Genomic DNA, 13,920 nt, shown 5'->3' with positions numbered 1-13,920 from the left:
AGAGCTATCACCCTGATACTTTTAATCCATGAACACGTTTTATTCAAATCGCAAGAAAAGACAAACCTCAAAATGAAGTTTGTCTTCGGTCTGAAAAATCGATGTTAATCGATTTTTTTTTGTTATGAGCGTCCCAATACTTTTTTGATAAGGGCAATTGTCTTGTATTTGAGTGGTGATGGATAATACCGAAAAGTCCCCATTTTACGAGTGATGTAGCCATTGAAGTTCTGTTTAAACCGTAACACACTATCAGATCTATCAAATAGGCCGGTAATGCCAAGGAAATTATAAGTCGGAATACCTCTTTTGATACTTTCTTTCATCGCTTCTAGTTGAAGAATGGCTGGTGCGTAAAAGCGATTGAACTCAGGATAGGAACCTGAAAAAAGATAGGCTGTTTCATGAGTGTCATAAATAAACAAAGCGCCTGCTAAAATAACATCTTTATCTCCAAAACGATCGATGTATTCAGAAGCCTCATTGATCCGTGTATCAAACGTCGAAATCTGGCTGGATAATTCCTTGGCTAAATTTTTTTGTTTGGCTGAGTCCGTTTGGCGAATCGCTTCTTCAACGTTTTTTAGTTTAGTAACGATTTGATGTTTATCCGTTTGAAGATTTGCTAAGTAGTCCGTAAAATTAAGGGTTGCGACCAAAAATTGTGCCTTATCACCAAAGCTATCATAGAATTCCTGATAATAATCGAGCGATTTATCTTCATAATCACGACGCTCAGAAGTCGCAGCTGTAATTTCTTTGAAAGCTTGGAGTTCATTACGGTTTAATGACCGTGTCTTAATTCCAAAACTGAGGGCTTTTTTCACTAAAGGGCGACCTTTTTTACTAAAGGAAGCCAGCAACGTTTCTTCAGAAATACCGGTCAAGTCTTTCACATAGTGCCAGTCTGGCTCTCCACCTGGATAACCGGTGGTTAAGCCATCATGGCTGTAGCCTGATGTGGTTAAATCCTTAATGAGTTGGTTTTGTACCGGTCCTGCGGGCTCTCCATCACTGTCAAATCGTTGATAGGTATCATAGGGTTTGACCAGTAACTGTAAAGCTCCCTCTTTTTTAGCATAGTCAGTTAATTTCTGATAGAATTCGCTTAGATAGTCTTGATCAATACTTATGGGTCCAGAATTAATTTCCATATGAAGTCCCCCGGTCATGGGCATGGTATACACTAGACCAGCGACTTGAAGTCTACCGTCTTTTTCAAGACCAAGAAATCTCGTTTTAAACCCACGTTTTGTCAGCAGTTGTGCCATTTGAGGACTCTGCATAAAGGAAGCATTCGGACAATGTTTGGCAAAAGCCTCAAAGGACTTTGCATCTAGTTCTGTTAAAGACATTAGTGTTTATTCCTTAATTTCTTTCGGGTTTCATAAGCAAATTGAGATAATTTGTAGAGAAGGGCATTGACAGGAAGGTCGAATTCTCCGATATATTCCTCAAAGGTTGGTGCAAAATTAGCCTTGAACTTGGTCAAGCCGTCATCCAAACTCCCTTCAACTCCCCCCATATTAGCCCAGATGATACCATCTTGATAGGCATCGTCAAAGACTTTAGGGTATAGGGAATATTGAGGGTAGAATTTTTTGAAATCATCGTTCATGCCTGCATAGAGCATTTCCATGACATTGCCAAACCGGACAGATAAGATACCAGCGATTACCAACTCGTCATCATACCGATTCACAAATTCAGAAAACTCTGCGATATATTTCTCTACCGAAGCTTTTTGCTGATTGAGTTTAGTCAAACGTTTCTTTTGGTGCTCAGCAGTTTCGGCTAAATCTTTGTTGATTTGGGCTAATTGTCCCTGATACTCTGCTAAGCGTTTCGGCAGATTGACTTTTGCAAGATGGAGATAGGCATCCTCACCATAAATGGTCATCATCTTTTTGAAGTAGTCCTCGTTACGAAGAGCGACCCCTTTACGACCTTCTGTTAATGCAACCACATTGGCAAATTCTGTGACATCAGAAATATCTCCACGACTTGTGACAACACCACGATTAATCGCGTCTTTCATTAATCGTTTTGTGTGTTTTGGAAAGGTCTCAGTGAGATTTGCTGCGGTATAGACATTTGCTTGAAAGCGCGGTTGAATGGTTTCAGCGATATCTGAAGTTCTTCCAGCCCAGGTAGCACCAGCTTGTTCTAAGTTCTTGACATAGGTTAGAACTTGGTCATTTTCTGGAGCTGTTTCAGCATCTGCTAAGGCGTATTGACGCAGGAGCAGTGCAGGATCAAACTTGATAAACAAGGCCCGTTTGGATTTACCAAAAGCCTTGAGGGAGGTCATGACAAAGGTAACAAGTTCTAGATTACCGTAGTCCATGATTGGCCCTCTTGGGATATAGAGCATGGTGAATCCTAAGGGAAGAGGTTTAATGAGAACACTGGCAACAGCAATGAGTTCCTCATTTTGATAGAACCCTAAACGCTCATTTCCCCAGTTATCTTTTATCTTTGCCCAGTTTGATGACTGCAAAAGATTCGCTTGTTCGGATGATTTGGCAAAAGCATCATGTTCCTCGGAAGATAGTCCAACTTTATAGGTATACATTAGTCGAGCACCCACTCTCTAAGGGCGTGGGCAACGCCACTGTCATTGTTTGATTTGGTGATGTATTTAGCAATTTCCTTCAGTTTAGGATTTCCATTTGCCATCACTACAGGTGTCCCAACAATTTCAAGCATAGCGCGATCGTTTTCTTCATCCCCAATAGCCATGGTTTGATCTAAGGTTAAGTCTAGTTTTTCAGCTAGGTGCTTGATGGCTTCTCCTTTGCTGACAGTTTTGTTAAGAATTTCTAAATAAAATGGAGCTGATTTGACAACATTATATTTTTCATAGAAGGCTTTCGGCAACTTTGCGATAGCTGCATCTAGGATTTCAGGCTCATCGATAAACATAATTTTAACGATAGCCTTATCCGCCATTTCTTCAGCGGTACGGTAAAAAATGGGCATGTTAACCAAGTTGGATTCATGGACAGTGTATTTACCGATGTTGCGATTGGCTGTGTAGATACCGTCCTTTGTGATGGCATGCATGTGAACGCCCAGTTTTCGCCCCAAAAGTTCGATCTCCATATAGTCGTCGTAAGACATAGTTTCTGAAATGATGTCTTGGCCACTAGAGGTCTCTTGAACGAGCCCTCCGTTAAAGGTAATGACATAGTTTCCAGGTTCATCGAGTTTGAGATCGTTTAGGAGTTGTTTAACCCCAGCAATTGGGCGACCTGTTGCAATAACAACCTTAACCCCTTGCTTTTTGGCGTCTTGCACAGCTTCAAAAACTTCAGGTGTGATCTGACGTTGATCTGTAATAAGAGTGCCATCGATATCGACAGCTACAAGTTTAATTGACATAGTTTTTCCTTCTATAAATACATTAGGAAGTCGAAAAGAACTCGTTTGACAAGACCTTTTCTCCTTCCTTAGTCATTTTCAAAGCATAGTCTAAGCAGCGACAGGTGCTTTTGGTCCATTAATGTTCCATTGCCTTAATGATAGACATAAAACTTTCGTAATCATCAGCAAAAATAGAATCCTGAATCATCTCTTTAGGGAAATAAAAACGTTGATCCCCATGAATGGTTCCTGATAAAGTGCTAACTAAAGGCGACCGTTGAGACAGTTCAACCATGCGTCCATCTTTTTGGTAAAGTTCAATCTGTGTTCGAGGCTGTTCTGCTTCGGGATGGTAAATATCATAAGGCAAATCAAAATTGCGATGCACTGCTGTATAATACTCAGGATCAAATCCAATTTGAGCAACCAAGCGTCTTAAGTTATCGAGATTCTCTTCATCCACTTCATCAAAGGTTACCGACTTAAAGACCTTACGATTAACAAAGCGACTGGCAAGGTCTGCTAAGATTTCGTCTGAAGACTGCATCCAAGCTTGAAAATAGGTGTTCATCACACCATCATCAATGGCAAGGTAATCAAAAAGATCGAAGTTTTGCTTGAAGAATGGGATGAGTAGTGGCGATGTCTGTTGGAAGAAATCTGGCTCAACTGGGAAAAGAACTCGTGCTCGTTTGAGCAAGTTTTGCAAGAGTACTTCCATGGCACGTGTCGCAGGATGAAAATAGACCTGCATATACATTTGGTAGCGGCTGACAATGTAGTCTTCCACAGCATGCATGCCTTGGATATCAAAGGCAATGCCTTCTGCAGTCGGTCGAATAACCCGTAAAATCCGTGTTAAGTCAAACTCTCCATAGCTTACGCCTGAGTAGTAGGAGTCTCGTAACAGGTAATCCATACGGTCCACATCAATTTGACTCGAAATCAGTTGTTCAATCTTTTTATTAGGATGGTTATGGCTGATAATAGAGGCAATTTGATATGGAAAATCTGGAGCAACTGTCTGCAAAATCTGACATATTTCAGTCTCCGGATCCGTGATAACCAATTGAGACATGAGTTCATGATCGGTGTCAAAAAGGCGTTCGAAGCTATGAGAATAGGCGCCATGTCCGATATCATGCAAAAGAGCCGCTACCTTGGTGAGCAGGCTTTCTTCCTTAGACCAAAGTTCGGGGTATTTTTTTTCAAATTTTGCCGTGACTTGACGGGCGATTTCATAGGCCCCTAGGCTATGGGAAAAACGACTATGTTCGCCACCGTGAAAGGTAAACCCAGAAGTGCCAAGTTGCGTAATCCGACGAAGGCGTTGAAATTCCTTACTGTTAATCAAATCATAAATGACGGGATGATCCACATTGACATAATTGTGTACTGGATCTCGAAATACTTTTTCATTCATGTCCTCATTATAGCAAAATAGGCTCTTTTTCGCCATTAAAAGATAAAGTCCTCTACCTTAAGAACCGTTGTCATTTTTTTTGGAGGACTTTGCTCAAAAAGTTTGCTATAATACCAGTATGAAAATCTATTTGCCTATGTATCAATTTATTCTTCTAGCTTTATCAACTGCGTTTGCGACTTATTTTTTCAACAGATCGATGATGACAGGTCAGTATCTCTTCGTCATGATCTGGGGAAGTATTTTGTTGCGGAATTTGCATAGCAGTTATCAGCTTAGTAAGTTTATTAGAGCAATCGAGGCTAGAATTGATAAAATGACCAAGAAAAAAGACTAGAAAGTGAAGTTGCCGCTCTTTCTGGTCTTTTTAGATTTATCTAAAATAGGTATCCAACTCCCCTTAGTTTTATAGATAGTGACAGTACATTTTGAGAATGTTGACTGGAGCAGGACCGTTCAGTGATGTCTGAATCTTCTCGTTACATTTTTAATTCTAGGTACTTAATCCTTCTGCTCGCTTGTCCAACTGCTTAGGCTAACTTCGCCACTATTGAGCCAAATAGTCTCTCCCTTTGGAGTTTCCACTTGCAAACGGCCCTCGCGGTCGATTTCGGTGGCAAGGCCTGTATATGCTATTTTGTTTTGAGTGAAGGAAACCGTTTGACCAAGAACAAGGGATTTTTTTCTATAGAGATCAATAAGCTGGTTTTCAGGTGTGTTTAAATAGACCTTCCAGATTTCTGCAATCAGCTGATTTCGTGAAATCTCAGGTTGTTCATCAAATAGGCTTCCTGCCTTATCTTTCAATTCCTCTGGAAATGTTTTAATGTAAACGTTTAAGCCAATTCCAATGATAATATCAGTGATGAGGCCACTTTCGACTGACGTGACTGCTTCGGTTAAGATACCAGCTATTTTTTTGGAATCAAGATAAATATCGTTAACCCATTTAATAAGGGGTTTTTTTGTCGTAAGATTTTCAATCGCTTGAACAGTAGCTGCAGCGACTAAAATGGTGTAGGGAGGCATTTGCTCAAAGGCTACCATCGGTTTGAGATGAAGAGACATATAAATCCCGCCTTGCTGGGGCGCAAAAAATTGACGACCAAACCGTCCCTTGGCACCTGTCTGACTTGGAGCTATATAGAGACTATCGCCTAAATCTCCAGCTTCCAACCCCTGTCTAGCATCTTGTTGGGTTGATTGGCTATCTTCACGGTAGTGAATAGTGAATGGCAATTGATCAGATAACCAAGAAGGTTCTAGCAAGTCCCCTTCAATAAGACGATAGCCTCGATTGGGAATAGAATCGATAACCAGTCCGTGTTTTTCTAACTGTTGAGTGGCTTTCCAGATACTGGTACGGGACAGATTTAATTGTTCTGCTAATTGTTCACCACTAATATAATTGTCGGCATTTTTTAGGATGTGATAGACTTTTTGATAGGTTTTCATAAGGTTATTGTAACAAAAAGACAACAATTACTCAAAAAAAGGCTGGAATTTGGAGAACCTACGACGACCTATCAACGGAGGTAGTTGTAATCTTCCAGTTGTTAGGTCTTGTCTGTTCTTTAAAAGGGGTTTAAATCTTCTAAATAAAATTATAAAAGAAGACGAGGAGTGACAATGAAAGAGATTTTGAGCTGTTGTAAATCCCTTTCTTTTTTCATGGAATTGTGATAGAATAAACAGGTAAATTAAAAAAAGAAGAGGTAAGTGAAATGTCACGTAAACCCATTATTGCTGGTAACTGGAAAATGAACAAAACGCACACTGAAGCGCGTGAGTTTATCGGTGCGGTTGCTAAAGCTATCCCATCTAACGACCTTGTAGACACTGTTATTGGTTCGCCTGCGATCTTTCTTGAAGGAATGAAAAAAGGTGTAAAAAAATCTAATTCTGAGCTTCAAGTAGCTGCTCAAAACTGTTACTTTGAAGACTTTGGTGCTTATACTGGTGAAAATAGCCCTGCAACCATTGCAGCTCTTGGTGTAGAGTATGTTATTATTGGTCACTCTGAGCGTCGAGATTACTTCAAAGAAACTGATGAAGACATCAATAAAAAAGCGCATGCCATTTTCAAAAATGGAATGACACCAATCATCTGTTGTGGTGAATCACTTGAAACGTATGAAGCTGGTAAAGCAGAAGAATTTGTTGGCGCGCAAGTATCTGCAGCGCTTAAAGGGTTGACAGCTGAGCAAGTAGCATCTTCAGTTCTTGCTTATGAGCCAATCTGGGCGATCGGTACTGGTAAATCAGCTACTCAAGACGATGCTCAAAAAATGTGTAAAGCCGTCCGGGACGTTGTTGCAGCTGACTTTGGACAAGATGTGGCAGACAAAGTACGTGTTCAATACGGTGGTTCTGTAAAACCAGAAAACATTGCGGACTACATGGCTTGTCCTGATGTTGACGGTGCTCTTGTTGGTGGAGCTTCTCTTGAAGTAGATAGCTTCTTGGCTTTGCTTGATTTTGTAAAATAATCTTAATAACTTTTTCAATCTCCTTAGCCTAGCTGAGGAGATTTTTTGGTGTAAAATGGATTACTCAATTTTCCTAAAAATCTTTAATGTTGATAATTAATAGGCAGACAGCTGATAACATAACAATTTTTGACTGTTAGGTTTGTTGTTCTGGGTAAAAAAGACGAATGAATCGGTCGCTTTTTTGTGTGCAATGTTTAAAAGATGATATAATCAGTTTAATAGAGTGGAGGAACGCCTTATGGAAGATAAACATTTGCATGAGATTCGCGTATTTGAAAATTTTGAAACAGTTTCGTACGATAGGGGTCATGTTGTGGTCGCAACTGAAGTTGTCAATAAATCCCTTAATTATTATGGGTTTGCTCATGGAGGCTATATCTTTACCTTGTGTGATCAGATTAGTGGCTTAGTTTCTATTTCAATGGGGGTTGATGCAGTAACCTTACAATCTAGCGTTAATTATTTGAAATCTGGTAAACTTGGAGATAGCCTCATTATTGATGGCCTTTGTGTCCATGACGGAAAAACAACCAAGGTCATAGATGTCACTGTGACCAATCAGCATAAACAAGATGTTGCTAAAGCAACCTTTACCATGTTTGTTACAGGAGTTCGTGAGGATGCAGATGGCAATTATTAATAGAGGCAACTAGTGATTACAGGAATGGAGGAGTTAGATGAATCAGTCTGTATCGCGAAAAATCCTTGTCATTGGATCAACGGTCTGTGATGTTATGATTGCTGTCGACCAACTCCCTAAAAGAGAGGAGGATGTGCATGTCAGTCGGCAAAAACTAAGTTTAGGTGGCTGTGCTTTTAACGTCGTTAATTTGCTTCACCATCTTGAGCTTCCCTATACCTTTATTTCCCCAGTTGGCAGTGGGATTTATGGACAATTTGTCCATCAAGAATTAGAAAAAATAGGGATTCAGTCACCTATTTCCTTAAGTGGTGAGAATGGCTGTTGCTATTGTTTTGTAGAGCCTGATGGTGAGAGGACTTTTGTGTCCTACCATGGGGTAGAATACCTTTTTGATCCTGCCTGGATTAAAGATATCAATCATCAAGTCTACGACTATATATATGTTTGTGGTCTAGAAGTAGAGGAAGAAACCGGGCGAGAGCTAGTAGAGGCCTTAAGCTTCCTTGAGGGGCAAATTGTGTTTTGTCCAGGTCCGAGAGTGGATAAGATTGATAGCAAACGCCTTAAAAATCTTTTGTCCCTTTCGCCAATAGTCCATCTTAATAAAGCTGAACTTCTGCTCTGGACAGGTAAACAAACGATTTCTGAGTCTTTACGAATACTCTATCAGCAGACAGAAAACATGGTGGTCGTCACCAAAGGTGAGGATGGCGCCTTGTTTTATGATGGGGATAACATATTGGAATGCCCTGCTTATCCTAGTCAAGTGCTTAATACCATTGGTGCAGGGGATAGTCATGTTGCTGGACTAATTGCTGGACTCTTTAACGGCCTTGAAGTGGCAGACGCGTTGGATTTTGCTAACTATGTCTCGAGTCAAGTTGTTGCAAGTCCAAGTGTTCAGCTGTCTTCAGAAAACTATCAAAGAATTAACCACCGTCTTCAAACGGCTAAAAAGATATCTTTGTCAAATGGAGAATAATGAAAATGACGAAACTAAAAGTGAAGCCGTTCATCATCATATTGCTGATAGTGCTAGGCATTACACTCTGGAATCCTTTAGGATTAACCCTTAAACAAGGATTACTCTTAGCTAGTTTATTAACAACCCTAGCCTTATGGGCAACAGAAGCTGTTCATAAGACAGTGGCCTGTCTTTTTTTGTTAGGGAGTTTTTTGGTTTTTGGTGAAACGCCTGCTACCAATATTTTTGAATTTGCGTGGTCTGACACTAATCTTCTGATTATCACCACGACTTTGTTAAGTGTAGGTTTAATGCATTCCAATGTCATTCATCTCTTGATTCAAAAAGTCATTTCTCCCTTTACTAACAGTCTGTTTCTTTTTCTTTTATTTCCTTATCTATTGGGGATAATGCTCGTGTTTTTAATTCCCCAGGGATTCGCTCGAGTCATCATTGTTGGAACGCTTTTTCAAGCCATGTTACCTTCTGATTCAGTAGAGCAGTTAGAAAGTAAACCAATTTATCTATTTAATGCCTTTATAGGTGTTATTATGGGCTACATGTTTTTTCCAAATGGCGAAATTCTACTCAATGGCTCTGCACTCGCATTTGCCGGTCAAGAAATCAGCAGTCAGTTAGGATTTACTCAGTGGTTCACTTTAATGGCAGTACCTACTATTTTGTTTATCATCCTGTCGATTGCCTTCGTTTACATGCTTTTCAAAAAACAATTGAGAACCTTTCATAAAAACCCAATAACATTGAGTAAATCAGAGACTGAGATGCCGGAAAATCCTTATGCAACATGGATTGCCATCGTTTCTATGATTTGTTTGCTCATTGTATGGCAGACAGAGAGCTATCACGGTATCCCAGCCTGGGTTGGAACGGCGATAGTCGTCTTGTTGTTTTTTGCAACAGGCATCTTGAAAAAATCAGACTGGGGTCAATTAAATCCACATTTTTTACTATTTTTAGTAACGATATTCAGCATAGGAAAAGTACTCGGCCAAAGTGGCATCACCGGCATTGTTTTTGAACACTTGCAAAAATTATTACCAGATGCTCAAACGCCAATGTATTTAGCAGTTGTTATGGGAATTGTCATGTTAATGCACATGGCTATCGGATCAGCAGTGGCAACTATGTCGGTTGTTTTGCCCTTGCTTTTTCCTATGATGGAAAGTGGTGGATATTCTGGTGTGGTTATCCTATTAATGGTTTACATTCTGGTCAATACCCATTACCTCCTTCCCTTTCATCATGCAACCCTTATGATTGGAACAGGACGTCAGTATTACTCTGAAAAAGTGATGCTACGGTATGGCTTAGCCATGTCATTTGTGGCTCCTCTTATGGTTGGTTGTGTTTATTTTCCTTGGTGGCGATTCCTTGGTTGGCTTAACTAGACTTATACAAAAGCACAGCTTATTACTGTGTTTTTTTTGTGCAGTTTTATAGGCTTTTTGTTACAATGAAGCTATGACAAAAGCAGATGTGATTTTTAAGGAAAATATTTCAAAGATTCTTAACGAAGGTGTTTGGTCGGAACAAGCACGTCCAAAATACAAAGACGGCAAAACGGCTAACTCCAAATACATAACGGGTTCTTTTGCAAGCTATGACCTTAGTAAAGGCGAGTTTCCCATTACAACTTTGAGACCAATTGCAATTAAATCAGCTATCAAAGAAATTTTTTGGATTTATCAAGACCAGACTAATGACCTTTCTGTTCTAAATGATAAATATGGTGTTAAGTATTGGAATGATTGGGAAGTTGGGGATACTGGAGCAATCGGTGAGCGCTACGGTGCCATTGTTAAAAAGCACGATATCATTGCAAAAATCCTAAAACAACTGGAAGAAAACCCTTGGAATCGAAGAAATGTTATCAGTCTCTGGGATTATGAAGCCTTTGAGAGTTCGGAGGGGCTTTTACCATGTGCCTTTCAAACCATGTTTGATGTCCGTCGTGTCGATGGGGAGATTTACCTTGATGCAACCTTAACACAACGGTCTAATGATATGCTTGTTGCTCACCACATCAATGCGATGCAGTATGTGGCTCTTCAAATGATGATTGCTAAACACTTTGGTTGGCAAGTCGGGAAATTTTTCTATTTCATCAATAACCTCCACATTTATGACAATCAATTTGAACAAGCTGAAGAACTATTGCGTCGCGAGCCTTCAGAATGTCAACCACGTTTAGTGCTCAATGTGCCAGATAAGACAAATTTCTTTGACATAAAGCCAGAGGATTTCGAACTTCTAGACTACCAGCCGGTAAAACCTCAGTTGCGTTTTGATCTTGCCATTTAATAGCAAAAAGCCATAGGATTAGTTCCTAAGTGCTTTTTTAAGGTATTTTTGATACAATGAGATTAGATAAAAGTCCTAGGAGAACTACTGATGAGCAAAAAAATGGCGGCTATCTGGGCTGAGGATCAAAACCAACTAATCGGAAACGACATGGGACTCCCTTGGTCTTTGCCAGCTGATTTGGCCCATTTTAAACAAACAACGATGGGTCACAGTATTCTTATGGGACGCAAGACATTTGATGGCATGGGACGGCGCGTTTTGCCTGGCAGAACCAATCTCATTTTGACACGAGATGATGAGTATAGTGTGGACCATCCCAATGTTCTCGTGTTTCATGGTCTAGATGATGTTATAAACTGGTATCAAGAGCAGGATAAAAACCTGTTTATCACTGGAGGAGCTGAGATTTATGCTCTCTTTTCCCCTTATATTGACGAAGTCATCAAGACAGAGATTGATGGCGTTTTTGAGGGAGATACCTACTTTCCAAAAAAATTCGATTGGACTGGATTTGAGACCGTTAGCTTGACCCATTTTCCAAAAGATGAAAAAAATGCCTATGATTTTAAGGTAAGAGTCATGGCAAGAAAAGGATAGACATGCAAAGAAGTGTTTTTGGTGTATTCACCGCTTTTTTATGTGGCATCTGTGTCTTATGTGCCATGCAGGCGTTTCGAAAAAAACGCACAGGTTTAGGAATTATTTTTTTACTTAATGCCTTTACCAACTTAGTTAATAGTATTCATGCTTTTTACAATACCCTGTTTTAAGCACAAACTTTTGATGTTAAAAATAGAAAGATAGAGAATCATGCCAGCCAATAAAAAAAATGAAATGATGGTTTATTGTTCCTTCTGTGGCAAAAACCAAGACGAAGTCCAAAAAATCATCGCAGGAAACAATGTTTTTATTTGTAATGAATGTGTGGAATTAGCCCAAGAAATTATTCGCGAAGAAATGGCAGAAGAAGTTTTGGCAGACTTATCAGAAGTTCCAAAACCGCAAGAACTTTTAGCCATTTTAAATCACTATGTGATCGGGCAGGATAAAGCTAAACGAACGTTAGCTGTTGCTGTTTACAATCACTATAAACGCATTAATTTCCAGCACAGCAAGGACGATAGTCAAGAAGTTGATTTGCAAAAATCAAACATACTGATGATTGGCCCAACTGGGTCTGGAAAAACCTTTTTAGCTCAAACCCTAGCCCGTAGTTTAAATGTCCCCTTTGCTATCGCTGATGCGACTGCGCTGACAGAAGCAGGGTATGTTGGGGAAGACGTGGAAAATATCCTTCTAAAACTGCTTCAGGCTTCTGATTTTAACATCGAGCGGGCGGAGCGAGGGATAATCTATGTTGATGAGATTGATAAGATTGCCAAAAAAGGTGAAAATGTCTCCATCACACGTGATGTCTCTGGAGAAGGTGTTCAACAAGCCCTCCTTAAAATCATTGAGGGGACTGTAGCCAGCGTACCCCCTCAAGGTGGCCGTAAGCATCCGAACCAAGAAATGATTCATGTCAATACGCAAAACATCCTCTTTATCGTAGGTGGGGCGTTTGATGGGATTGAAGAAATTGTCAAGCAACGATTAGGTGAAAAAGTTATCGGTTTTGGTCATAACAACAAAGCCATTGACGAAAAAGCTTCATACATGCAAGCTATTGAAGCAGATGATATTCAAAAGTTTGGCATTATTCCAGAATTAATTGGGCGTTTGCCAGTCTTTGCAGCACTTGAACAATTAACGGTTGATGATTTGGTTCGTATTTTGAGAGAACCGCGAAATGCATTGGTTAAGCAATACCAAACTCTGCTGTCTTATGATGATGTTGAGTTGGTTTTTGAAGAAGATGCCTTACAAGCTATCGCTGAAAAAGCTTTAGCGCGCAAAACTGGTGCACGTGGGCTACGCTCTATTATTGAAGAAACTATGATGGATGTGATGTTTGAAGTCCCTAGTCAAACCGATGTTAAAATCGTGCGCATTACCAAAGCTGCTGTTGAAGGTCGGGACAAACCCATTTTAGAAACAGCTTAATGACTTAGGTCCGATTGCTCAGCCTTTCGGACTTTTTCAAGTTAAGAAAGGAAATACAATGCCCGTAAATATTCATAATGCAGAGATTGTCTTATCTGCTGTATCACAAGCCCAATATCCGGCTGATAGTCTTCCTGAAATCGCAATGGCTGGGCGCTCTAATGTTGGAAAATCAAGCTTTATCAATGGAATTCTGAATCGAAAAAATCTAGCTAGAACCTCTAGTAAACCAGGCAAAACACAACAATTAAACTTTTACAATATCGATGATCAACTGAGATTTGTTGATGTTCCAGGTTATGGCTATGCCAAAGTCTCTAAAACAGAACGTGCCAAATGGGGGAAGATGATCGAGGAGTATTTAACAACCCGAGAAAATTTACGTGCTGTAGTAAGCCTTGTTGATATGCGTCACGAACCAACCGCTGATGATATTCAGATGTACGAGTTTCTTAAATATTATGAGATTCCAGTTATAGTTGTGGCAACGAAAGCTGATAAGATTCCAAGAGGAAAATGGAACAAACAAGAATCTATCATTAAGAAGAAATTGCAATTTGATTCAACTGATACCTTTATTGCATTTTCATCTGTGACAAAAGAAGGGGTCGATGCATCTTGGGATGCTATTCTTTCTGCCGCTGGAATTTCCTGAAATAAACAT

At 39.9% G+C, this 13,920-nt stretch carries 14 protein-coding genes; 9 read left to right on the top strand and 5 right to left on the bottom strand.

The genetic code is table 11. The features are described 5' to 3' along the window. Positions 1-122: 122 nt before the first annotated feature. From J2S23_RS09350 to J2S23_RS09335, 4 genes are all read right to left on the bottom strand, one after another. Complete coding sequence (locus J2S23_RS09350) at positions 123-1,355, bottom strand: aminoacyltransferase (RefSeq protein ID WP_307122460.1); 1,233 nt, start codon at positions 1,353-1,355, stop codon at positions 123-125. Continuing rightward, entirely contained in the window at positions 1,355-2,575 is a 1,221-nt protein-coding gene (locus J2S23_RS09345) for an aminoacyltransferase (RefSeq protein WP_307122459.1), read from the bottom strand. The genes J2S23_RS09350 and J2S23_RS09345 overlap by 1 nt, the downstream gene beginning before the upstream one ends. Beyond that, positions 2,575-3,384, bottom strand: a complete 810-nt coding sequence (gene yidA / locus J2S23_RS09340; protein ID WP_307122458.1) for a sugar-phosphatase — start codon at positions 3,382-3,384, stop codon at positions 2,575-2,577. The genes J2S23_RS09345 and yidA overlap by 1 nt, the downstream gene beginning before the upstream one ends. 118 nt (positions 3,385-3,502) lie before the next feature. Next, entirely contained in the window at positions 3,503-4,789 is a 1,287-nt protein-coding gene (locus tag J2S23_RS09335; protein ID WP_307122457.1) for an HD domain-containing protein, read from the bottom strand. Positions 4,790-4,907: 118 nt separating this feature from the next. Between J2S23_RS09335 and J2S23_RS09330 the strand changes: the two genes are divergently transcribed. Continuing rightward, entirely contained in the window at positions 4,908-5,126 is a 219-nt protein-coding gene (locus J2S23_RS09330) for a DUF3272 family protein (protein WP_307122456.1), read from the top strand. 164 nt (positions 5,127-5,290) lie between these two features. On the opposite strand, the gene birA is transcribed toward J2S23_RS09330, so the two are convergent. Then, positions 5,291-6,244 carry a bifunctional biotin--[acetyl-CoA-carboxylase] ligase/biotin operon repressor BirA gene (gene birA, locus J2S23_RS09325; protein WP_307122455.1) on the bottom strand — a complete coding sequence of 318 codons (954 nt, stop codon included), beginning with the start codon at positions 6,242-6,244 and terminating at the stop codon, positions 5,291-5,293. A 269-nt stretch (positions 6,245-6,513) separates the two neighbouring features. Between birA and tpiA the strand changes: the two genes are divergently transcribed. The 8 genes from tpiA (at position 6,514) to yihA (ending at position 13,911) form a co-directional block, all read left to right on the top strand. Then, complete coding sequence (gene tpiA / locus J2S23_RS09320; protein ID WP_307122454.1) at positions 6,514-7,278, top strand: triose-phosphate isomerase; 765 nt, start codon at positions 6,514-6,516, stop codon at positions 7,276-7,278. Positions 7,279-7,519: 241 nt separating this feature from the next. Beyond that, the gene (locus tag J2S23_RS09315) at positions 7,520-7,921 is read left to right on the top strand and encodes a PaaI family thioesterase (RefSeq protein WP_307122453.1); all 402 of its coding nucleotides are present in this window, start codon (positions 7,520-7,522) and stop codon (positions 7,919-7,921) included. Positions 7,922-7,958: 37 nt separating this feature from the next. Continuing rightward, positions 7,959-8,906 carry a carbohydrate kinase family protein gene (locus J2S23_RS09310; protein WP_307122452.1) on the top strand — a complete coding sequence of 316 codons (948 nt, stop codon included), beginning with the start codon at positions 7,959-7,961 and terminating at the stop codon, positions 8,904-8,906. 5 nt (positions 8,907-8,911) lie between these two features. Next, positions 8,912-10,297, top strand: coding sequence for an SLC13 family permease (locus tag J2S23_RS09305; protein ID WP_307122451.1), 1,386 nt, complete (start codon positions 8,912-8,914; stop codon positions 10,295-10,297). A 73-nt stretch (positions 10,298-10,370) separates the two neighbouring features. Then, on the top strand, positions 10,371-11,210 hold the full coding sequence (locus J2S23_RS09300; RefSeq protein WP_307122450.1) for a thymidylate synthase: 840 nt from the start codon (positions 10,371-10,373) through the stop codon (positions 11,208-11,210). A gap of 90 nt (positions 11,211-11,300) precedes the next feature. Further along, complete coding sequence (locus J2S23_RS09295) at positions 11,301-11,810, top strand: dihydrofolate reductase (RefSeq protein WP_307122449.1); 510 nt, start codon at positions 11,301-11,303, stop codon at positions 11,808-11,810. Between the two features lie 213 nt (positions 11,811-12,023). Further along, entirely contained in the window at positions 12,024-13,256 is a 1,233-nt protein-coding gene (clpX, locus tag J2S23_RS09290; protein WP_307122448.1) for an ATP-dependent Clp protease ATP-binding subunit ClpX, read from the top strand. A 58-nt stretch (positions 13,257-13,314) separates the two neighbouring features. Next, positions 13,315-13,911, top strand: a complete 597-nt coding sequence (yihA, locus tag J2S23_RS09285; RefSeq protein WP_307122447.1) for a ribosome biogenesis GTP-binding protein YihA/YsxC — start codon at positions 13,315-13,317, stop codon at positions 13,909-13,911. The last annotated feature ends 9 nt before the right edge of the window (positions 13,912-13,920 follow it).

The sequence above is a fragment of the Streptococcus moroccensis genome (assembly GCF_030812835.1).
GTDB lineage: Bacteria > Bacillota > Bacilli > Lactobacillales > Streptococcaceae > Streptococcus > Streptococcus moroccensis.
This window is presented reverse-complemented; position numbering and strand designations above follow the sequence as displayed.

What these genes read in the sequence shown, in the direction of transcription:
- J2S23_RS09350 (WP_307122460.1), bottom strand. Translation starts at nt 1,355, where the DNA reads ATGTCTTTAACAGAACTAGATGCAAAGTCCTTTGAGGCTTTTGCCAAA.
- J2S23_RS09345 (WP_307122459.1), bottom strand. Translation starts at nt 2,575, where the DNA reads ATGTATACCTATAAAGTTGGACTATCTTCCGAGGAACATGATGCTTTT.
- yidA (WP_307122458.1), bottom strand. Translation starts at nt 3,384, where the DNA reads ATGTCAATTAAACTTGTAGCTGTCGATATCGATGGCACTCTTATTACA.
- J2S23_RS09335 (WP_307122457.1), bottom strand. Translation starts at nt 4,789, where the DNA reads ATGAATGAAAAAGTATTTCGAGATCCAGTACACAATTATGTCAATGTG.
- J2S23_RS09330 (WP_307122456.1), top strand. Translation starts at nt 4,908, where the DNA reads ATGAAAATCTATTTGCCTATGTATCAATTTATTCTTCTAGCTTTATCA.
- birA (WP_307122455.1), bottom strand. Translation starts at nt 6,244, where the DNA reads ATGAAAACCTATCAAAAAGTCTATCACATCCTAAAAAATGCCGACAAT.
- tpiA (WP_307122454.1), top strand. Translation starts at nt 6,514, where the DNA reads ATGTCACGTAAACCCATTATTGCTGGTAACTGGAAAATGAACAAAACG.
- J2S23_RS09315 (WP_307122453.1), top strand. Translation starts at nt 7,520, where the DNA reads ATGGAAGATAAACATTTGCATGAGATTCGCGTATTTGAAAATTTTGAA.
- J2S23_RS09310 (WP_307122452.1), top strand. Translation starts at nt 7,959, where the DNA reads ATGAATCAGTCTGTATCGCGAAAAATCCTTGTCATTGGATCAACGGTC.
- J2S23_RS09305 (WP_307122451.1), top strand. Translation starts at nt 8,912, where the DNA reads ATGACGAAACTAAAAGTGAAGCCGTTCATCATCATATTGCTGATAGTG.
- J2S23_RS09300 (WP_307122450.1), top strand. Translation starts at nt 10,371, where the DNA reads ATGACAAAAGCAGATGTGATTTTTAAGGAAAATATTTCAAAGATTCTT.
- J2S23_RS09295 (WP_307122449.1), top strand. Translation starts at nt 11,301, where the DNA reads ATGAGCAAAAAAATGGCGGCTATCTGGGCTGAGGATCAAAACCAACTA.
- clpX (WP_307122448.1), top strand. Translation starts at nt 12,024, where the DNA reads ATGCCAGCCAATAAAAAAAATGAAATGATGGTTTATTGTTCCTTCTGT.
- yihA (WP_307122447.1), top strand. Translation starts at nt 13,315, where the DNA reads ATGCCCGTAAATATTCATAATGCAGAGATTGTCTTATCTGCTGTATCA.